General features: G+C 54.5%; 14 protein-coding genes. 12 read left to right on the top strand and 2 right to left on the bottom strand.

The genetic code is table 11. The features are described 5' to 3' along the window. On the top strand, positions 1-784 hold a 784-nt coding region (sseB, locus tag JTI85_RS16310; RefSeq protein WP_219351751.1), incomplete at its 5' end, for an enhanced serine sensitivity protein SseB. A gap of 36 nt (positions 785-820) precedes the next feature. Here the strand turns inward: sseB and timP are convergent. Further along, a complete protein-coding gene (gene timP / locus JTI85_RS21550; RefSeq protein ID WP_249033505.1) occupies positions 821-937 on the bottom strand; it encodes a small toxic inner membrane protein TimP in 117 nt (38 codons plus the stop codon). A gap of 351 nt (positions 938-1288) precedes the next feature. Then, positions 1289-2137 (bottom strand): 3-mercaptopyruvate sulfurtransferase, encoded by an 849-nt coding sequence (gene sseA / locus JTI85_RS16305; RefSeq protein ID WP_061068338.1) that lies wholly within the window; start codon positions 2135-2137, stop codon positions 1289-1291. A 206-nt stretch (positions 2138-2343) separates the two neighbouring features. On the opposite strand from sseA, the gene JTI85_RS16300 reads away from it, so the two are divergent. The 11 genes from JTI85_RS16300 to JTI85_RS16250 all read left to right on the top strand — a co-directional run bounded on the left by JTI85_RS16300 (position 2344) and on the right by JTI85_RS16250 (position 20666). Continuing rightward, entirely contained in the window at positions 2344-7275 is a 4932-nt protein-coding gene (locus JTI85_RS16300) for an alpha-2-macroglobulin (RefSeq protein ID WP_219351750.1), read from the top strand. Beyond that, on the top strand, positions 7276-9588 hold the full coding sequence (pbpC, locus tag JTI85_RS16295; RefSeq protein WP_219351749.1) for a peptidoglycan glycosyltransferase PbpC: 2313 nt from the start codon (positions 7276-7278) through the stop codon (positions 9586-9588). It abuts the gene before it with no gap. Positions 9589-9725: 137 nt separating this feature from the next. Next, entirely contained in the window at positions 9726-10157 is a 432-nt protein-coding gene (gene ndk, locus JTI85_RS16290; RefSeq protein ID WP_003037710.1) for a nucleoside-diphosphate kinase, read from the top strand. Positions 10158-10447: 290 nt separating this feature from the next. Then, positions 10448-11614, top strand: a complete 1167-nt coding sequence (locus JTI85_RS16285; protein WP_003037713.1) for a bifunctional tRNA (adenosine(37)-C2)-methyltransferase TrmG/ribosomal RNA large subunit methyltransferase RlmN — start codon at positions 10448-10450, stop codon at positions 11612-11614. Positions 11615-11899: 285 nt separating this feature from the next. Further along, positions 11900-12892 (top strand): cytoskeleton protein RodZ, encoded by a 993-nt coding sequence (gene rodZ, locus JTI85_RS16280; protein ID WP_219351748.1) that lies wholly within the window; start codon positions 11900-11902, stop codon positions 12890-12892. Positions 12893-12918: 26 nt separating this feature from the next. Then, positions 12919-14037, top strand: a complete 1119-nt coding sequence (ispG, locus tag JTI85_RS16275; RefSeq protein WP_040233471.1) for a flavodoxin-dependent (E)-4-hydroxy-3-methylbut-2-enyl-diphosphate synthase — start codon at positions 12919-12921, stop codon at positions 14035-14037. Positions 14038-14147: 110 nt separating this feature from the next. Continuing rightward, positions 14148-15422: a histidine--tRNA ligase gene (gene hisS / locus JTI85_RS16270; protein WP_061068334.1), complete on the top strand. Its 1275-nt coding sequence runs from the start codon at positions 14148-14150 to the stop codon at positions 15420-15422. A 13-nt stretch (positions 15423-15435) separates the two neighbouring features. Further along, on the top strand, positions 15436-16056 hold the full coding sequence (locus tag JTI85_RS16265) for a YfgM family protein (protein ID WP_219351747.1): 621 nt from the start codon (positions 15436-15438) through the stop codon (positions 16054-16056). A 10-nt stretch (positions 16057-16066) separates the two neighbouring features. After that, positions 16067-17245, top strand: coding sequence for an outer membrane protein assembly factor BamB (gene bamB / locus JTI85_RS16260; protein ID WP_048210928.1), 1179 nt, complete (start codon positions 16067-16069; stop codon positions 17243-17245). 118 nt (positions 17246-17363) lie between these two features. Beyond that, positions 17364-18836: a ribosome biogenesis GTPase Der gene (gene der / locus JTI85_RS16255; protein WP_048210929.1), complete on the top strand. Its 1473-nt coding sequence runs from the start codon at positions 17364-17366 to the stop codon at positions 18834-18836. 288 nt (positions 18837-19124) lie between these two features. Then, positions 19125-20666 carry a peptide MFS transporter gene (locus JTI85_RS16250; RefSeq protein ID WP_115601669.1) on the top strand — a complete coding sequence of 514 codons (1542 nt, stop codon included), beginning with the start codon at positions 19125-19127 and terminating at the stop codon, positions 20664-20666. Positions 20667-20681: the final 15 nt, after the last annotated feature.

The raw sequence follows: 20681 nt of genomic DNA, 5'->3' as shown, positions 1-20681 counted from the left end.
GATCTCTATGTCTGAAACAAAAAACGAATTAGAAACCCTGCTGGAGCAAGCGGCGACAGAGCCTGCGCATCGTCCGGCATTTTTCCGCACTTTACTGGAGTCTACCGTCTGGGTGCCGGGTACTGTCGCAGAAGGCGAGGCGGTGGTTGAAGACAGCGCCCTCGACCTTCAGCACTGGGAAAAAGAAGACGGCACCACCGTGATCCCGTTCTTTACCTCCCTGGAAGCCCTGCAGCAGGCGGTTGAAGATGAGCAGGCATTTGTCGTCATGCCGGTGCGCACATTGTTTGAAATGACGCTCGGCGAAACGCTGTTTCTCAACGCGAAACTGCCGACCGGCAAAGAATTTATGCCGCGTGAAATCAGCCTGCTGATGGGGGAAGAGGGGAATCCGCTCAGCACCCAGGAAGTACTGGAAGGCGGTGAATCGCTGATCCTCTCTGAAGTCGCTGAACCTCCGGCGCAGATGATTGACTCGCTGACTACGCTGTTTAAAACCATTAAGCCGGTAAAACGCGCGTTTCTCTGCTCGATCAAAGAAAGTCCGGATGCCCAACCCAACCTGCTGATTGGCATTGAAGCCGATGGCGATATTGAAGAGATTATTCATGCCACGGGGAGTGTTGCAACGGATACGTTACCGGGTGATGAACCGATTGATATCTGCCAGGTGGTGAAAGGTGAGAAAGGGGTCAGCCACTTTATTACCGAACACATCGCGCCTTTCTACGAGCGTCGCTGGGGCGGTTTCCTGCGGGATTTCAAGCAGAACAGGATTATCTGAGTAAAGGAAAGCCGCCCCGTAGGGCGGCTACCTGGCTTACTTGCCCTGGGCGCTGAGCGTCACGCATACAGAATTACCTGAGTAACTCCGATCACCGTGAAGACACAACGCGCCAGATACAACAAGCACGATACAGAAGTATCGTATTTTCATTGCGCGGTCCATGCGAAGACCGCATCACGACAGCACCACTGGCGATCATGCCGTGATAGCAAGCACTGAGGTGCGCCTGCGTATACGGCCATACAATGACCTTCCCTAAAGCCAGTGCCCGTTTGCGAGACAGCGGAAAGGGCCGCTCAGAATAATACATTAAATGTTGAATAGTTTCCCTGTTAATTAACTTGACTTTTATTCTCTTAAACCGGAATATTTAGCTCCTGAGGTGTGCCTGCGTTGCTATGGCAACACAGCCTGCTGGAAAGGCCGCGAACCGGACTGGCACAAAAAAACCGCTCATTTGAGCGGTTTTTTTGTGGGCGAAAAAGATGTGTAAATCAGATTTTATTTGGTTTCGGGTTCTACCGGTAAATCGTTGCGCGCTCCCCATTCGCTCCATGCGCCGTCATACAACGCGACGTTGGAAACGCCCAGCGTCGCAAGCGCCAGCACCACCACGGCCGCCGTTACGCCGGATCCGCAACTGGCGATTATCGGTCTGTCAAAGCTCACGCCGTGGCTGAAGAAAATAGCATCCAGCTCATCGGTGGTTTTCAGTTCGCCGTCACGAACCAACTCTGTCCACGGTACGTTCAGCGCACCGGGAACATGGCCGCGCTTGAGGCCTGGTCGGGGTTCGTCAACTTCTGCGTTAAAACGCGCAGCCGGGCGCGCATCGACAATCTGTGCGGTTTTTTCATGGCTGGCCAGCAGGACATCGGTCACCCGCACGACGGCCTCTGGCGTAAACACGGCGTCAAATTCACCTTCGGGCAAGTCAACATTTCCTGTCTGCAAGGGGAGCTCATCACGCTGCCAGCTCGCAAAACCGCCTGCCAAAATGGAAACATTTTCGACGCCAAATGTGCGCAGCATCCACCAGGCACGCGGGGCGGAAAACAGATTGCCATCATCGTAGATGACCAGGTGTTTATCCTGATGTACACCCAGCTCGCGCATGGCGACGGCGAAAGCCTCCGGACGTGGCAGCATATGCGGTAACGCAGAAGTATGGTCGGAGAGCGCTTCGATATCAAAAAAGACCGCACCAGGAATATGGCCGGCGCGATACTCCTCGCCAACATCGCGATCTTCCTGGCCTGGAGGTGCCATCCGGGCATCAAGAATTTGTATTTCCGGGTCGTCAATATGTTCGACAAGCCAGTCGGCAGCGACAAAGAAGGCGGTAGTCATAGGCATCTCCATTTTTACCAGGTTTCGGCAAATTGTCGGATGTTTGGTGCAAAGCGACAAGTAAAAGAGGCTGATTTGTCAGGTGGACCCACATTAATCACGAAAATTCAGACAACAACATCTTATTACTGACTTCCACCTGCTGAAATCTGACGCATAATAGTTGTTCTACGTTGCTAACGGGCCACTCAGGCCAGGGATGAAAAATGAAACATTTACGCGTAGTGGCCTGTATGCTGATGTTGGCGCTGGCGGGGTGCGATAATAACGATAAGCCGTCGACGACGGCAAAAAATGATACGCCCGCCCCACAGACCACACCGGTAAAAGATCCGGCGCAATTACAAAAGCTGATGCAGCAAAGCCAGGGCAAGCCGTTGACGCTGCTGGATGCCTCAGAAGTCCAGTTGGATGGTGCGGCGACGCTGGTGCTGACTTTTTCTATTCCTCTCGATCCTGAACAAGATTTTTCTCGCGTACTGCACGTTGTCGATAAAAAAAGCGGCAAAGTGGATGGGGCCTGGGAGCTGGCGCCAAACCTGAAAGAGCTGCGCTTACGCCATCTTGAACCTAACCGGGAACTGGTGGTGACCATTGAGCGTGATTTGCTGGCGCTGAATAAAGCGACGTTCGCTATTGATTATGAAAAAAACATTACCACTCGCGACGTCCAGCCAAGCGTAGGATTTGCCAGTCGCGGCTCGCTGCTGCCGGGAAAAGTGATTGAAGGGCTGCCAGTGATGGCCCTTAACGTCAACAGCGTGGATGTGAACTTCTTTCGCGTGAAGCCCGAGTCGCTCGGTGCATTTGTCAGCCAGTGGGAATATCGTAATTCGCTGTCAAACTGGGAGTCAGACAATCTGTTGAAAATGGCGGAACTGGTTTATACCGGGCGCTTTGACCTTAATCCTGCGCGCAATACCCGCGAGAAACTGCTGCTGCCGCTTAGCGATATTAAGCCGCTACAGCAGGCGGGCGTTTACATTGCGGTGATGAACCAGGCCGGGCAGTACAACTATAGCAATGCCGCCACGCTGTTCACGCTCAGCGATATTGGCGTGTCTGCGCACCGTTATCATAACCAGTTGGATGTCTTTACGCAGAGTCTGGAAAATGGCGCTGCGCAGCAGGGTATTGAGGTCACCTTACTCAATGAGAAAGGGCAGACGCTGGCGCAGGCGACCAGCGATGCGCAGGGACATGTGAAGCTCGAGACGGATAAAGATGCCGCCTTATTGTTGGCCCGCAAAGATGGGCAAACCACGCTGCTGGACCTGAAGCTCCCGGCGTTGGATCTGGCTGAATTTGATATTGCCGGTGCACCGGGATACAGCAAACAGTTCTTTATGTTCGGTCCTCGTGACCTCTACCGTCCTGGCGAAACGGTGATCCTCAACGGATTACTGCGTGACAGCGACGGCAAAACATTGCCCGACCAACCGGTGAAGCTGGAAGTCGTGAAACCCGACGGACAGGTATTACGCTCGGTAGTTAGCCAACCGGAAAACGGCCTGTACCGTTTTAGCTGGCCGCTGGACAGCAGCGCGCCAACCGGCATGTGGCATATTCGTGCCAATACTGGCGACAACCAGTCGCGGATGTGGGATTTCCACGTCGAGGATTTTATGCCGGAGCGGATGGCGCTTAACCTCGCCGCTAGTAAGATGCCGGTGGCGCCAACTGATGAAGTGAAGTTCTCGGTGGTGGGCTACTACCTGTACGGTGCGCCCGCCAACGGCAATGCGCTGCAAGGCCAGCTTTATCTGCGTCCATTGCGGGATGCGGTACAGGCGTTACCGGGCTTCCAGTTTGGGAATATCGCCGAAGAAAACCTTTCCCGCAGCCTCGATGAAGTTCAGCTCACGCTGGATGACCACGGTCGCGGCGAAGTGACCGCCAACAGCCAGTGGCAGGAGACGCATTCCCCGTTACAGGTCATTCTGCAAGCCAGCCTGCTGGAGTCGGGCGGTCGTCCGGTAACGCGTCGGGTTGAACAAGCCATCTGGCCTGCAGATACGCTGCCGGGCATTCGTCCGCAGTTTGCGGCGAAAGCCGTTTATGACTACCGCACCGATACCACCGTGAATCAGCCTATCGTTGATGAAAACAGCAACGCCGCTTTCGACATTGTGTATGCCGATGCGCAAGGCGAGAAAAAAGCGGTGTCCGGTTTGCAGGTGCGTTTGATCCGTGAACGCCGGGATTATTACTGGAACTGGTCTGAAGGCGAGGGCTGGCAATCACAGTTCGATCAAAAGGATCTGGTTGAAGGTGAGCAGACTCTGGATCTTAAGGCCGATGAAACCGGTAAAGTCAGCTTCCCGGTTGAGTGGGGCGCCTATCGTCTGGAAGTGAAAGCCCCTAATGATGCGGTGAGCAGCGTACGCTTCTGGGCCGGTTATAGCTGGCAGGATAACAGCGATGGCAGTGGAGCAGTACGTCCCGATCGCGTGACCCTGAAACTGGATAAACCCAATTATCGCCCCGGCGATACCATGAAGCTGCACATTGCCGCACCCGCCGCCGGCAAAGGTTATGCGATGGTGGAATCCAGCGAAGGTCCGCTGTGGTGGCAAGAGATAGACGTGCCTGCGCAGGGGCTTGATATCGCCATCCCAATCGATAAAACCTGGAATCGCCACGATTTGTATCTTAGTGCGCTGGTGGTTCGTCCTGGCGACAAGTCCCGCTCAGCAACGCCAAAACGGGCGGTCGGGTTACTGCATTTACCGTTAGGTGATGAAAACCGTCGTCTGGGGCTGACGCTGGAAAACCCGGCGAAAATACGGCCCAATCAGCCGTTGACCGTCAAGATTAAAGCCAGCGTGAAAAATGGCGACATGCCAAAACAGGTTAACGTACTGGTCTCTGCCGTTGACAGCGGAGTGCTGAACATTACCGATTACGCCACGCCGGATCCGTGGCAGGCGTTTTTCGGGCAAAAACGCTATGGCGCGGATATTTATGATATTTACGGCCAGGTGATCGAAGGGCAAGGACGCCTGGCGGCGCTGCGCTTTGGTGGTGATGGCGATGAATTAAAACGCGGCGGTAAGCCACCGGTCAATCACGTCAATATCGTGGCGCAACAGGCGCTGCCGGTCACGCTTAACGAGCAGGGCGAAGGTATGGTGACGTTACCTATCGGTGATTTCAACGGCGAGCTGCGGGTAATGGCGCAGGCCTGGACGGCGGATGACTTTGGCAGCAGCGAAAGCAAGGTGATTGTTGCCGCGCCAGTAATTGCTGAACTGAATATGCCGCGTTTTCTGGCGGGAGGCGATACCTCGCGCCTGACGCTGGACGTGACTAACCTGACTGACAAACAGCAAACGCTGAATATTAAGCTCGCGGCCAATGGTTTACTGGAGCTGATGGGGCAAGATCCCGCGCCGGTAAATCTGGCGCCAGGAGTAAGGACTACGCTGTTTATTCCGGTGCGCGCGCGGGAGGGGTTTGGCGATGGCGAAATTCAGGCAGAAATTAGCGGTCTGACTTTACCGGGTGAAACGCTGCCTGTTCAGCATAAACAGTGGAAGATTGGCGTGCGTCCGGCGTTCCCGGCGCAAACCGTTAATAACGGTGTCGCACTTCAGCCGGGCGCAACCTGGCAGCTTCCGGGCGAAGCACTGACCAATTTCTCCCCTGTGACGATGCAGGGACAACTGCTGTTCAGCGGTAAACCGCCGCTAAATCTGGCGCGCTATATCCGCGAACTGAAAGCTTACCCCTACGGTTGTCTGGAGCAAACGGCGAGCGGGTTGTTCCCATCCTTATACACCAACGCTGCGCAATTGAAGGCGTTAGGTATTGTAGGCGACAGCGATGAAAAACGTCGCGCGGCAGTCGATATTGGGATTTCCCGTTTAGTGCAGATGCAGCGTGATAATGGCGGTTTCGCGCTGTGGGATAAAAACGGGTCGGAAGAGTACTGGCTTACCGCGTATGTCATGGATTTCCTCGTCCGGGCAAATGAACAGGGCTACAGTGTCCCGGTAGAGGTGATTAACCGGGGCAACGAGCGACTGCTGCGCTATTTACAGGATCCGAGCATGATGTCGATTCGTTATACCGACGACGCATCCGCGAGCCGCTTTGCCGTCCAGGCTTACGCCGCGCTGGTACTGGCTCGTCAGCAAAAAGCTCCGCTCGGCGCATTGCGTGAGATCTGGGAGCGTCGTGCGCAAGCAGCCTCTGGTTTACCGCTGTTACAACTGGGGATCGCGCTGAAAAATATGGGCGATGCCAACCGCAGTGAACAGGCGTTGACGCTGGCCCTGAATACACCGCGCCGCGATACGCAACAGTGGATGGCGGATTACGGCAGTCAACTGCGCGACAACGCGCTGATGCTGGCCTTGCTGGAAGAAAACAAACTTAAACCTGAGGTACAGAATACGCTGCTGAACACCTTGTCAGAACAGGCCTTTGGACAGCGCTGGCTCTCGACTCAGGAAAATAATGCGTTGTTCCTTGCCGCGCGTACGTTACAGGACTTGCCAGGCACATGGCAGGCGCAAACGTCACTCTCTGAACAACCGTTAGCCGGGGAGAAATCACAGACGCGTAATCTGGATGCCGATGCGCTGTCTACGCTGAGCGTCACCAATACCGGTAATCTACCGCTGTGGCTGCGTCTGGATGTGAGCGGTTATCCGCAAACCTCACCGACGCCTGCCAGCAATGTCCTGCATATTGAACGTCAGATCCTGGGGCTCGACGGGAATAGCAAATCACTGGATTCTCTGCGTAGCGGCGAGCTGGTGCTGGTCTGGCTGGAGGTAAAAGCCAGCCAGAACGTGCCGGATGCGCTGGTGGTCGATTTACTGCCAGCAGGCCTGGAACTGGAAAACCAGAATCTGGCCAACGGCAGCGCCAGCCTGCAGGATAGCGGCAGCGAAGTGGCGAATCTACTCAATCAGATGCAGCAGGCGGATATCCAGCACGTTGAGTTCCGTGACGATCGCTTTGTCGCCGCAGTGGCGGTCAACGAAGGACAGCCGGTGACGCTGGTGTATCTGGCGCGGGCGGTAACGCCGGGGACCTATCAGGTTCCTGTGCCGCAGGTGGAGTCCATGTACGTTCCGCAGTGGCGCGCGACCGGTGCGACAGAGGGACTGTTGATTGTCAGACCGTAAATGATGCGCGGGTTGGGTAAACGCGGCTGCTGGCTCTGGCTGGCAGCCGTTGCACTATTGTTTGTGGCGGCGGTTTGGGCGGCAGATAAAATCTGGCCGCTGCCGCTGCACGAAGTCGATCCGGCGCGGGTCGTGGTGGCCTATGATGGTACGCCGCTCTGGCGCTTCGCCGACGCGGACGGCATCTGGCGTTATCCGGTGACGATTGATGAAGTGTCCCCCCGGTATCTTGAGGCGTTAATTAACTACGAAGACCGTTGGTTCTGGAAACATCCTGGCGTTAATCCTTTTTCAGTGCTGCGCGCGGCATGGCAGGACCTCTCCTCAGGGCGTGTGGTTTCGGGCGGCAGTACGCTCACCATGCAGGTCGCACGATTACTCGATCCCCATCCGCGAACCTTCGGCGGCAAGTTTCGCCAACTCTGGCGCGCATTGCAGCTGGAATGGCATCTCTCCAAACGCGACATCCTGACACTGTATCTCAACCGTGCGCCGTTCGGCGGTACGCTGCAGGGCGTGGGGGCGGCAAGCTGGGCTTATTTTGGTAAATCACCTGCGCAATTGAGTTATTCCGATGCCGCGCTGCTGGCCGTGCTGCCGCAGGCACCGAGCCGCCTGCGCCCGGATCGCTGGCCGGACCGTGCTGAAGCGGCGCGCAATAAAGTACTCGAACGCATGGCAACGCAGGGCATTTGGCCTGCCAGACAGGTGCAGGAGTCGCGTGAAGAACCGGTCTGGCTGGCGCCCCGGCAAATGCCGCAGTTAGCACCGTTATTCTCGCGCATGATGCTGGGAAAAAGCCGAAGCGATAAAATCGTGACTACCCTTGATGCCGGATTGCAGCGTCAACTGGAAGAGCTGGCGCAAAACTGGAAAGGGCGCTTACCTGCGCGCAGTTCGCTGGCGATGATTGTGGTCGATCACACCGATATGAGCGTGCGTGGCTGGGTCGGCTCGGTAGATATGAATGACGACTCCCGTTTTGGTCATGTGGATATGGTGAATGCGATCCGTTCGCCGGGCTCGGTGCTAAAGCCGTTTGTTTATGGTCTCGCGCTGGATGACGGACTCATTCATCCGGCTTCATTGTTGCAGGATGTACCGCGTCGAACCGGGGATTATCGACCAGGGAATTTTGACAGTGGTTTTCATGGCCCGGTGAGTATGAGCGAAGCGCTGGTGCGCTCGCTAAATTTACCCGCCGTGCAGGTACTCGAAGCCTATGGTCCGAAGCGTTTTGCCGCATCGTTACGTAACGTTGGCTTACCGCTGTATCTTCCCGCAGGGGCCGCACCGAATCTGTCGCTGATTTTAGGTGGTGCGGGGGCAAGGCTGGAAGATATGGCCGCAGCGTACAGCGCCTTTGCCCGCCAGGGAAAAGCGGGAAAACTGCGTCTGCAGCCAGACGATCCGCTGCTGGAACGTCCGTTGATGTCGGCGGGCGCGGCGTGGATTATTCGCCGCATTATGGCTGACGAAGCGCAACCGCTGCCGGATAACGCGCTGAGCCGCGTGGTGCCGTTGGCGTGGAAAACGGGCACCAGCTATGGCTATCGCGATGCGTGGGCGATTGGTGTTAACGCCCGTTATGTGATTGGCATCTGGACCGGCAGGCCAGACGGTACGCCGGTGGTGGGACAGTTTGGTTTTGCCAGCGCCGTGCCGTTGCTCAATCAGGTCAACAATCTTTTGCTCTCTCGCGGGACAAATCAGCCGGAAGATCCACGCCCTGAATCCGTGAGTCGCGGTGTGGTGTGCTGGCCGGGCGGGCAATCTCTTGCCCCCAGTGACAGCAACTGCCGTCGCCGTCTGGCAACCTGGTTACTGGATGGCAGTCAGCCGCCAACGTTATTATTGCCCGAACAGGAAGGGGTTAATGGCATTCGTTTTCCTGTCTGGCTGGATGATGATGGCAAACGTGTGGCGGCGGATTGCCCCCAGGCGCACGAGCAAACGTTAATCGTCTGGCCGTTGCCGCTGGAGCCATGGCTACCGGAATCAGAACGCCGTGGGGCGAGATTACCGCCAGTTTCTGCCATATGTCCGCCGCTGGGACAAGACGCTTCGCAGCCGTTGCAGTTGACAGGCGTTCGCGATGGCGCGATTGTGAAGCGTTTACCCGGTTCTGCTCAAGCCTCATTGCCGGTGCAAACCAGCGGTGGAAGCGGTGAACGCTGGTGGTTTCTTAACGGCGAAAGGCTGGATGAACGCGGACGTCGTCTTACGCTACGGCTGGCGACTAAAGGGGATTATCAACTGCTGGTGATGGATGACGCCGGACAGGTGGCGGCGGTGAGATTTTCGTTGCAGTAGACCAGTTGGTCACTGTTTGTTGCTAAAATTCATCTTATTTTAAAGAAATGTTATCTTCGTCAATAGTCAATTGCCGGGATGCTCTTTATAATCCGCGCCAGGTAAACCACAACAAAACATCTTTTTCAGAGGTAATCATGGCTATTGAACGTACTTTTTCCATCATCAAACCAAACGCGGTGGCAAAAAACGTTATTGGGAGTATCTTTGCGCGCTTTGAAGCTGCAGGGTTCAAAATTGTCGGTACTAAAATGCTGCACCTGACCGTTGAGCAGGCACGCGGCTTCTACGCCGAGCATGATGGCAAGCCGTTCTTTGACGGTCTGGTTGAATTCATGACCTCTGGTCCGATCGTTGTTTCTGTGCTGGAAAGCGAAAATGCCGTACAGCGCCACCGCGATCTGCTGGGTGCAACCAACCCGGCAAATGCGCTGGCAGGTACGCTGCGCGCAGATTACGCTGACAGTTTTACTGAGAACGGCACCCATGGTTCTGACTCCGTTGAATCTGCGGCGCGTGAAATCGCCTATTTCTTTGGGGAAGGCGAGGTTTGCCCTCGTACTCGCTAATCTCCCGCGTCTTTCACGTTGCAGATGCGTTGGCTGCATTCGTTTACCCCGGTCACATAGTTTTCTATGCTCCCGGGGATGCTCGAACTTGCCGCCTTCCTGCGATGCGAAATCCTTTGGAGATGAATTAGCGATTTACATATTATTTTCGCTAATGCTTCGTGCAAACGTGGCATCCCTGCGCCAGACTTTGTACAATGCAACGCCCCGGAAGAGCAGATCGCTTGCCGGGGCGTTTCTTTTTAACCCTCCACGGGCCACAACGTGTAACAACGAGGCCGGAAAAAATTATGTCTGAATTAGTTAACACCTCTGAAGTCGTCATTCCTGCGGTTCCAAATAAAAATGGAAAAATTAACCTGCTGGATCTGAACCGTCAGCAAATGCGCGAATTCTTCAAAGAGATGGGCGAAAAACCGTTTCGTGCCGATCAGGTCATGAAGTGGATGTACCACTATTGCAGCGACAACTTTGATGACATGACTGACATCAATAAGGTGCTGCGTAACAAGCTGAAAGAAGTGGCTGAAATTCGCGCCCCGGAAGTGGTGGAAGAGCAGCGCTCCTCTGACGGTACGATCAAATGGGCCATCGCGGTTGGCGATCAGCGCGTAGAAACCGTGTATATCCCGGAAGACGATCGCGCCACCCTGTGTGTTTCTTCACAGGTCGGTTGCGCATTAGAGTGTAAATTCTGCTCTACGGCGCAACAGGGCTTTAACCGTAACCTGCGAGTGTCGGAAATCATTGGTCAGGTCTGGCGTGCGGCGAAAATCGTCGGCGCGGTGAAAGCAACGGGCGTGCGTCCTATCACCAACGTGGTGATGATGGGGATGGGCGAGCCGCTGCTTAACCTGACCAACGTCGTTCCGGCGATGGAAATCATGCTGGACGACTTTGGTTTTGGGCTGTCCAAGCGTCGCGTCACGCTCTCCACCTCAGGCGTTGTCCCTGCGCTGGATAAACTGGGCGATATGATCGACGTTGCGCTGGCGATTTCTTTGCATGCGCCAAATGATGAAATTCGTGACGAAATTGTACCTATCAACAAAAAGTACAATATCGAAACGTTCCTCGGGGCTGTGCGCCGTTATCTGGAGAAATCCAATGCGAATCAGGGCCGCGTGACCATCGAGTATGTGATGTTGGATCACATCAACGATGGCACTGAGCATGCTCATCAGCTTGCTGAACTGCTGAAAGACACGCCGTGTAAGATCAACCTGATCCCGTGGAACCCGTTCCCGGGCGCGCCGTATGGCCGCAGTTCCAACAGCCGTATCGATCGTTTCTCCAAAGTGTTGATGAGCTATGGTTTCACCACCATCGTGCGTAAAACACGTGGCGATGACATCGATGCAGCCTGCGGTCAGCTGGCGGGCGACGTTATTGACCGTACCAAGCGTACTCTGCGTAAGCGTATGCAGGGTGATGCTATCGACATCAAGACCGTTTGATGTTGAGTGCACTACGGTATAATTAATGTACCGTAGTGTAACGTAAACCAGATGAGGTTCTTTGTTGTTGTCGTCAGGTCAATAATAACGGTGCGTTTTTGTCGACTTTAAGGCAGTATGTAACGGCGCAACAAGCGTTTAGCCCTCAGGTTTACGCTGTTTTGTCATTGATGGTCTGACGGTTTTATACTGTCTGACGAAGGTTAACTGACCAGATGTTTCGCGGTGTGGGTGAGCATTGTGGCTCGCCAGCATCAGAACCCAAATATTACGCAGCTGTAGCGAATGAATACTGAAGCCACGCACGACAAAAATGAAGCACTCTCCACCGGCGTTCGTCTGCGCAATGCCCGTGAACAACTCGGATTCAGCCAACAGGTGGTCGCGGAACGACTCTGCCTGAAGGTTTCCACGGTACGCGATATTGAAGAAGATAAGGCACCAGCCGATCTCGCTTCAACATTCCTGCGCGGGTATATCCGTTCTTATGCGCGTCTGGTGCATATTCCTGAAGAAGAACTGTTGCCAGGGCTGGAAAAACAGGCTCCGATTCGTCCTGCCAACGTCGCACCGATGCAAAGTTTTTCGCTCGGTAAGCGTCGTAAGAAACGCGACGGCTGGCTAATGACCTTTACCTGGCTGGTACTGTTTGTCGTTGTCGGACTGACCGGTGCCTGGTGGTGGCAGAATCATAAAGCGCAGCAGGAAGAGATCACCACCATGGCCGATCAATCTTCCGCTGAACTGAATGCCGGTAAAGATAACGCACAGAGTGTGCCGCTGGATACCAGCGCCTCTGCAAGCCAGGACAGTACACCGGCTCCGGATGATGGTGCAGTGGATGATGCCGCTCAAACGCCGGATACCGCAGCGACTCCGGCTCCTGGCGCAGATCAAAACGCCGTTGTGGCTCCGTCTCAGGCCAATGTTGATACTGCAGCGACCACACCCACTGCACCGGCGACAGCGGCACCGCTGCCGACTGACCAGGCTGGCGTCACTACACCGGCTGGCGATCCTAACGCGCTGGTGATGAATTTCACCGCTGATTGCTGGCTGGAAGTGACCGACGCAACCGGTAAAAAACTGTTCAGCGGCATGCAGCGTAAAGATGGCAATCTGAATCTGGTCGGTCAGGCGCCATATAAACTGAAAATTGGCGCTCCGGCGGCAGTGCAGATTCAGTTCCAGGGTAAACCTGTCGACCTGAGTCGTTTTATCAGAACTAACCAGGTTGCGCGTCTGACCGTTAATGCCGAACAATCACCGGCTCAGTAACAGACGGCAATGCGGGAGATTTTTTAATGCATAACCAGGCTCCAATTCAACGTAGAAAATCGACACGCATTTACGTTGGGAACGTGCCGATCGGCGATGGCGCGCCCATCGCCGTACAGTCGATGACCAATACGCGTACCACGGATGTGGAAGCGACGGTTAATCAGATTAAAGCGCTGGAACGCGTAGGCGCAGACATTGTTCGTGTCTCTGTACCGACAATGGATGCTGCAGAAGCGTTCAAGCTTATCAAACAGCAGGTTAACGTCCCGCTGGTTGCCGATATTCACTTCGACTATCGTATCGCGCTGAAGGTGGCGGAATACGGCGTTGATTGCCTGCGTATCAACCCAGGTAATATCGGTAATGAAGAGCGTATTCGCATGGTGGTGGACTGCGCTCGTGATAAAAACATTCCTATCCGCATCGGCGTCAACGCCGGATCGCTGGAAAAAGATCTGCAGGAAAAATACGGTGAACCGACGCCGCAAGCGCTGCTGGAGTCCGCTATGCGCCATGTGGATCACCTCGATCGTCTGAACTTCGATCAATTCAAAGTCAGCGTTAAAGCGTCTGACGTTTTCCTCGCCGTAGAATCCTATCGCCTGCTGGCGAAACAGATCGATCAACCGCTGCATCTGGGGATCACCGAAGCCGGTGGCCTGCGTAGTGGCTCGGTAAAATCCGCGATCGGTTTAGGATTGCTGCTGTCTGAAGGGATCGGCGATACGCTGCGCGTTTCTCTGGCGGCCGATCCGGTAGAAGAGATCAAAGTTGGCTTCGACATCCTGAAATCGCTGCGCATTCGTGCGCGTGGCATCAACTTTATCGCTTGCCCAACCTGCTCGCGTCAGGAGTTTGACGTTATCGGTACAGTGAACGCGCTGGAGCAACGTCTGGAAGATATTATTACGCCAATGGACGTTTCGATCATCGGTTGTGTGGTAAACGGCCCTGGCGAAGCGCTGGTTTCCACGCTGGGCGTGACGGGCGGTAACAAGAAAAGCGGTCTGTATGAAGACGGTGTGCGTAAGGACCGACTCGATAACGACGACATGATTACGCAGCTCGAAGCCCGTATTCGCGCCAAAGCGAGTATTCTGGACGAAGCGCGACGCATTGACGTGCAGCAGCTTGAAAAATAATAACGTGATGGGAAGCGGCGTGCTTCCCGTGTATGATTGAACCCGCATGGCGCCCGCATTGTTCGGGTTAGCGCTGAGGGTTCATTTTTATATCCATAAAGAGAATAAACGTGGCAAAAAACATTCAAGCCATTCGCGGCATGAACGATTATCTGCCTGGCGAAACCGCCATCTGGCAGCGCATTGAAGGCACTCTTAAAAACGTGCTCGGCAGCTACGGTTACAGTGAAATCCGCTTGCCGATTGTAGAGCAGACCCCGTTATTCAAACGCGCGATCGGTGAAGTCACCGACGTCGTTGAAAAAGAGATGTATACCTTTGAGGACCGCAATGGCGACAGCCTGACCCTGCGTCCTGAAGGCACTGCGGGCTGCGTACGCGCCGGCATCGAACATGGTCTCCTGTACAATCAGGAACAGCGTCTGTGGTATATCGGGCCGATGTTCCGCCACGAACGTCCGCAAAAAGGGCGCTATCGTCAATTCCATCAGTTGGGTTGCGAAGTGTTTGGCCTGCAAGGCCCGGACATCGATGCTGAACTCATTCTGCTGACCGCCCGCTGGTGGCGTGCGCTGGGGATTTCTCAGCATGTCAGCCTTGAGCTGAACTCCATTGGGTCGCTTGAAGCCCGTGCGAACTACCGTGATGCGCTGGTCGCTTATCTGGAACAGTATAAAGATAAACTGGACGAAGACTGTAAGCGGCGCATGTACACCAACCCGCTGCGCGTTCTTGACTCCAAAAACCCGGAAGTACAGGCGCTGTTGAACGACGCGCCTGCGCTGGGCGACTATCTGGATGACGACTCGCGCGAGCATTTTGCGGGCTTGTGCAAACTGCTGGAATCCGCAGGTATTGCCTACACCGTCAATCAGCGTCTGGTTCGTGGTCTTGATTACTACAACCGCACCGTATTTGAGTGGGTCACCACCAGCCTGGGCTCACAGGGTACCGTCTGTGCAGGTGGCCGTTATGACGGTCTGGTAGAGCAACTTGGCGGTCGCGCAACGCCGGCCGTAGGCTTTGCCATGGGCCTGGAACGACTTGTTTTGTTAGTTCAGGCAGTTAATCCGGAATTTAACGCCGATCCTGTTGTCGATATATACCTGGTCGCTTCGGGGGCAGACACGCAGTCGGCGGCAATGCGGCTTGCAGAACGTCTGCGCGATGAAGTTCCTGGTGTGAAACTGATGACAAACCACGGCGGCGGCAACTTTAAGAAACAGTTTGCCCGCGCCGATAAGTGGGGCGCCCGCGTTGCACTGGTACTGGGTGAGTCCGAAGTGGCTGACGGTACCGTTGTAGTGAAGGATTTGCGCTCTGGTGAGCAAACGGCAGTAGCGCAGGATAGCGTTGCCACGCATTTGCGCACTCTACTGGGCTAAGGAGAAGGACAGCGTGGAAATTTACGAGAACGAACACGACCAGGTTGATGCGGTAAAACGCTTCTTTGCTGAAAACGGCAAAGCGCTGGTTGTTGGGGTAATTTTAGGGGTTGGCGCGCTGGTCGGCTGGCGTTACTGGACCAGCCATCAGACGGAGTCCGCACGCTCTGCTTCTCTGGCGTATCAAAATACGGTGACTGCGGTTAGCGCAGGTGAGCCGGACAGCATTCCTGCCGCAGAGAAATTTGCCGCAGAGAACAAAAATACTTACGGCGCATTAGCGTCAATGGAACTGGCACAGCAGTTTGTTGACCAAAACGAACTAGAGAAAGCCGCGGCCCAGTTACAACAAGGCCTGGCTGCCACCAGCGATGAGAATCTCAAAGCGGTGCTTAATCTGCGTCTTGCTCGTGTTCAGGTTCAGCTTAAGCAGGCTGATACCGCGCTGAAAACACTCGATACCATTAAAGGTGAAGGGTGGGCGGCAATTGTGGCCGATCTGCGTGGTGAAGCGTTGCTGAGCAAAGGCGACAAACAAGGTGCGCGTAGCGCATGGGAAGCGGGTGTGAAAAGCGATGCCTCTCCTGCTCTGAGCGAAATGATGCAGATGAAAATCAATAATTTGTCCATCTGAGAGGGACCCGATGCAATTGCGTAAATTACTTCTGCCAGGGCTGCTTTCCGTTACCCTATTGAGCGGCTGTTCACTGTTTAGTGGCGAAGAAGATGTCGTTAAGATGTCCCCGTTACCGGTGGTTGAAAACCAGTTTACTCCGTCTACTGCCTGGAGCACTTCTGTAGGCAACGGTATTGGTGATTTCTACTCCAACCTTCATCCTGCACTGGCGGATAACGTGGTCTATGCTGCCTCTCGCGCCGGTGTGGTGAAAGCGCTGAACGCAGACGACGGCAAAGAAGTCTGGTCTGTTAATCTGGGTGAGAAAGACGGCTGGTTCTCCCGTGCATCTGCTCAGCTTTCTGGCGGAGTCACCGTGTCCGGCGGCCATGTTTATATTGGCAGCGAAAAAGCACAGGTTTATGCGCTGAACACCAGCGACGGCACAACCGCATGGCAGACGAAAGTTGCCGGGGAAGCGCTGTCTCGCCCGGTGGTGAGCGATGGCATGGTGTTAATCCACACCAGCAACGGCCAGTTGCAGGCCTTGAACGAAGCTGATGGCGCCATCAAATGGACCGTTAACCTCGATATGCCTTCTCTGTCACTGCGCGGCGAATCTGCTCCAGCGACCGCCTTTGGCGCAGCTATTGTGGGTGGCGATAATGGTCGCGTAAGTGCCGTACTGATGCAGCAGGGCCAGATGATTTGGCAGCAGCGTATCTCTCAGGCCACTGGCCCAACCGAAATCGATCGTCTGAGTGATGTCGATACCACGCCGGTTATCGTCAATGGCGTAGTTTACGCACTGGCTTATAATGGTAACCTGACGGCGCTGGATCTGCGCAGTGGCCAGATCATGTGGAAACGTGAGCTCGGCTCGGTGAATGATTTCATCGTCGATGGTAATCGTATCTATCTGGTTGATCAGAATGACCGTGTGCTGGCGCTGACCACCGACGGCGGCGTGACGCTGTGGACGCAAAGCGATCTGCTGCACCGTCTGCTGACGTCTCCGGCTCTGTATAACGGTAACCTGGTCGTAGGCGATAGCGAAGGCTACCTGCACTGGATTAACGTTGAAGATGGTCGCTTTGTCGCTCAGCAGAAAGTCGATAGCTCAGGTTTCCTGACCGAGCCGGTCGCTGCTGATGGTAAACTGCTGATCCAGGCGAAAGACGGTACGCTGTACTCCATTACGCGTTAATCGTCCTGGCCGCTCGCTTTGAAAAACGGCTCCTGGTGCAGGGGCCGTTTTACTGTTTTTAACAATGGCGCAAAAATAGCGTCCGTTGTCTGATGATTTTTTAAATGAGGCTTTAAACATGGTACCTGTGGTCGCGCTTGTCGGGCGCCCTAACGTTGGCAAATCCACGTTATTTAACCGTCTAACTCGCACCCGAGATGCGCTGGTTGCGGATTTCCCGGGTCTGACTCGTGACCGTAAGTACGGTCGTGCGGAAATTGAAGGCCGCGAGTTTATCTGCATTGATACTGGTGGTATTGATGGCACCGAAGACGGTGTTGAAACCCGTATGGCTGAGCAGTCGTTGCTGGCTATCGAAGAAGCGGACGTTGTGCTGTTTATGGTGGATGCGCGTGCTGGCCTGATGCCGGCAGATGAAGCCATTGCCAAGCATCTGCGTGCGCGCCAGAAACCAACCTTCCTTGTTGCCAACAAAACTGACGGACTCGATCCGGATCAGGCTGTTGTCGATTTCTATTCACTGGGGCTGGGCGAAATTTACCCCATCGCAGCGTCCCATGGTCGCGGCGTCCTCAGCCTGCTGGAGCATGTTCTGCTGCCGTGGATGGATGATATCGCACCGCAGGAAGAAGTGGATGAAGATGCGGAATACTGGGCGAAACTGGAAGCCGAGGAAAACGGCGAAGAAGAGCCTGAAGACGACTTCAATCCGCAGGATCTGCCGATCAAACTGGCGATTGTCGGGCGCCCGAACGTAGGTAAGTCTACACTGACTAACCGTATTCTTGGCGAAGACCGCGTGGTGGTTTACGACATGCCGGGGACCACGCGTGACAGTATTTATATCCCAATGCAGCGTGATGAGCGCGAATATGTGCTGATTGACACTGCGGGGGTACGTAAGCGCGGTAAAATTACCGAAGCGGTAGAAAAATTCTCCGTAATCAAAACGTTGCAGGCAATTGAAGATGCCAACGTGGTGATGCTGGTGATTGACGCTCGCGAAGGGATCTCCGATCAGGACCTCTCGCTGTTGGGCTTTATCCTCAATAGTGGGCGCTCACTTGTTATCGTCGTCAACAAGTGGGATGGCCTGACGCAGGAAGTGAAAGAACAGGTAAAAGAGACACTGGACTTCCGTCTGGGCTTTATCGACTTTGCCCGTGTTCACTTTATCTCCGCGCTGCACGGCAGCGGTGTAGGTAACCTGTTCGAATCCGTGCGCGAAGCGTATGACAGCTCAACCCGTCGCGTCAGCACCGCGATGCTGACTCGCATCATGACCATGGCAGTAGAAGATCATCAGCCGCCGCTGGTGCGTGGTCGCCGTGTGAAGCTTAAGTACGCACACGCCGGTGGTTATAACCCGCCGATTGTGGTGATCCACGGTAACCAGGTGAAAGACCTGCCGGATTCATACAAGCGCTATCTGATGAACTACTTCCGCAAATCACTGGAAGTCATGGGTACACCAATCCGTATTCAGTTCAAGGAAGGGGAAAACCCGTTTGCCAACAAACGTAATACACTGACGCCAACGCAGATGCGTAAGCGTAAGCGTTTGATTAAGCACATCAAAAAAAGTAAGTAACCTTGCTGATGGCGATAGAGGCCCGCGTAAATCGCGGGCTTTTTTTCGCCTGTACCTGTCTGTTTGCTGTCAATGACTATTCGCTTTTTACCAAGTTTAAATCTAAGAAAGTAGACAATTGTCGAATTTTCATCTTAAAGTCACCCGGTTGGTACTAGACAAAACTACTGTCAGGTTATCAAATGGTTAAATAACTCTTCGCCGTATGTAAAAAATCGACCAGCTACGTAACTGGCCGGCGTACATCACGGTGTTTACAAGCACACGACATATCTTTTCGGGAGAATTATGCAATCCTCTGTTAATCAAAAAGAAAGCCGAACTTTCTTCGGTCATCCTTATCCGCTCGGCTCATTGTTCTTTACTGAGATGTGGGAGCGTTTTTCGTTTTATGGCATTCGTCCGTTACTGATCCTGTTTATGGCGGCTACCGTTTATGACGGCGGTATGGGGCTGGCGCGTGAAAATGCCTCGGCGATTGTCGGTATCTTTGCCGGTACCATGTATCTTGCTGCGCTGCCAGGTGGCTGGCTGGCGGATAACTGGCTCGGCCAACAAAAGGCGGTATGGTATGGCTCCATCCTGATAGCGCTTGGTCACCTGTCGATTGCGCTCTCGGCCATCATGGGTGACAACCTGTTCTTTATCGGCCTGATGTTTATCGTGCTCGGCTCTGGTCTGTTCAAGACCTGTATCTCGGTGATGGTCGGCACGCTGTATAAAAAAGGCGATGCGCGTCGTGATGGCGGTTTCTCGCTGTTCTATATGGGCATCAACATGGGCTCCTTCATCGCGCCGTTGATCTCCGGGTGGCTGATTAAATCTCATGGCTGGCATTGGGGTTTTGGAATCGGTGGCATCGGGATGTTGGTCGCGTTGATTATCTTCCGCGTATTTGCTGTTCCGGCGATGAAACGCTACGACAGCGAAGTCGGGCTGGACTCTACCTGGAACAGCCCGGTTGTGAAGCGTAACGGTGTGGGCACGTGGCTGCTGGCGCTTGCTGTGGGTGTAGCAATTGTTGTTACCCTGATTGCGCAGGGAGTGATTGTGATTAACCCGGTCGCGGTAGCCAGCGTGCTGGTGTATGTGATTGCGGCATCCGTAGCCCTCTACTTCATCTACCTGTTTGTCTTTGCGGGGCTGAACCGTAAAGAGCGCGCCAGACTGTTGGTCTGCTTTATTCTGCTGGTTTCCGCGGCCTTCTTCTGGTCGGCATTTGAGCAAAAACCAACGTCGTTTAACCTGTTCGCTAACGACTACACTAATCGTATGATCGGCGATTTTGAAATCCCGGCGGTGTGGTTCCAGTCGATCAACGCGCTGTTTATCATCCTGCTGGCCCCGGTCTTTAGCTGGGCGTGGCCGAAACTTGCCAGCATGAACATTCGCCCGAGCAGCATCACCAAGTTCGTTATCGGTATTCTGTGTGCCGCAGCGGGTTTTGGCCTGATGATGCTGGCAGCGCAAAACGTGCTGAATAATGGTGGTGCAGGCGTTTCGCCATTCTGGCTGGTGGGTAGTATTCTGATGCTGACGCTTGGCGAACTGTGTCTGAGCCCGATTGGTCTGGCAACCATGACGCTGCTGGCGCCGGAAAGAATGCGTGGACAGATGATGGGTCTGTGGTTCTGCGCCAGTGCGCTGGGTAACCTGGCCGCGGGTCTGATTGGTGGCCATGTGAAGGCTGACCAACTGGATATGCTGCCGGATCTCTTCGCGCGCTGTTCGATTGCGCTGCTGATCTGCGCTGCAGTACTGATCGTCCTCATTGTTCCGATTCGTCGCATGCTGGAGAATACACAAACTAAACCGGTGACCAGCGCCTGATAACACCTCGATTGT

The sequence above is a fragment of the Citrobacter sp. Colony219 genome (genome assembly GCF_019382635.1).
In the GTDB taxonomy this organism is placed as follows: domain Bacteria; phylum Pseudomonadota; class Gammaproteobacteria; order Enterobacterales; family Enterobacteriaceae; genus Citrobacter; species Citrobacter youngae.
This window is presented reverse-complemented; position numbering and strand designations above follow the sequence as displayed.

Coding starts and splice junctions, on each gene's coding strand:
- timP (WP_249033505.1), bottom strand. CDS start 937: ATGAAAATACGATACTTCTGTATCGTGCTTGTTGTATCTGGCGCGTTG.
- sseA (WP_061068338.1), bottom strand. CDS start 2,137: ATGACTACCGCCTTCTTTGTCGCTGCCGACTGGCTTGTCGAACATATT.
- JTI85_RS16300 (WP_219351750.1), top strand. CDS start 2,344: ATGAAACATTTACGCGTAGTGGCCTGTATGCTGATGTTGGCGCTGGCG.
- pbpC (WP_219351749.1), top strand. CDS start 7,276: ATGATGCGCGGGTTGGGTAAACGCGGCTGCTGGCTCTGGCTGGCAGCC.
- ndk (WP_003037710.1), top strand. CDS start 9,726: ATGGCTATTGAACGTACTTTTTCCATCATCAAACCAAACGCGGTGGCA.
- JTI85_RS16285 (WP_003037713.1), top strand. CDS start 10,448: ATGTCTGAATTAGTTAACACCTCTGAAGTCGTCATTCCTGCGGTTCCA.
- rodZ (WP_219351748.1), top strand. CDS start 11,900: ATGAATACTGAAGCCACGCACGACAAAAATGAAGCACTCTCCACCGGC.
- ispG (WP_040233471.1), top strand. CDS start 12,919: ATGCATAACCAGGCTCCAATTCAACGTAGAAAATCGACACGCATTTAC.
- bamB (WP_048210928.1), top strand. CDS start 16,067: ATGCAATTGCGTAAATTACTTCTGCCAGGGCTGCTTTCCGTTACCCTA.
- der (WP_048210929.1), top strand. CDS start 17,364: ATGGTACCTGTGGTCGCGCTTGTCGGGCGCCCTAACGTTGGCAAATCC.
- JTI85_RS16250 (WP_115601669.1), top strand. CDS start 19,125: ATGCAATCCTCTGTTAATCAAAAAGAAAGCCGAACTTTCTTCGGTCAT.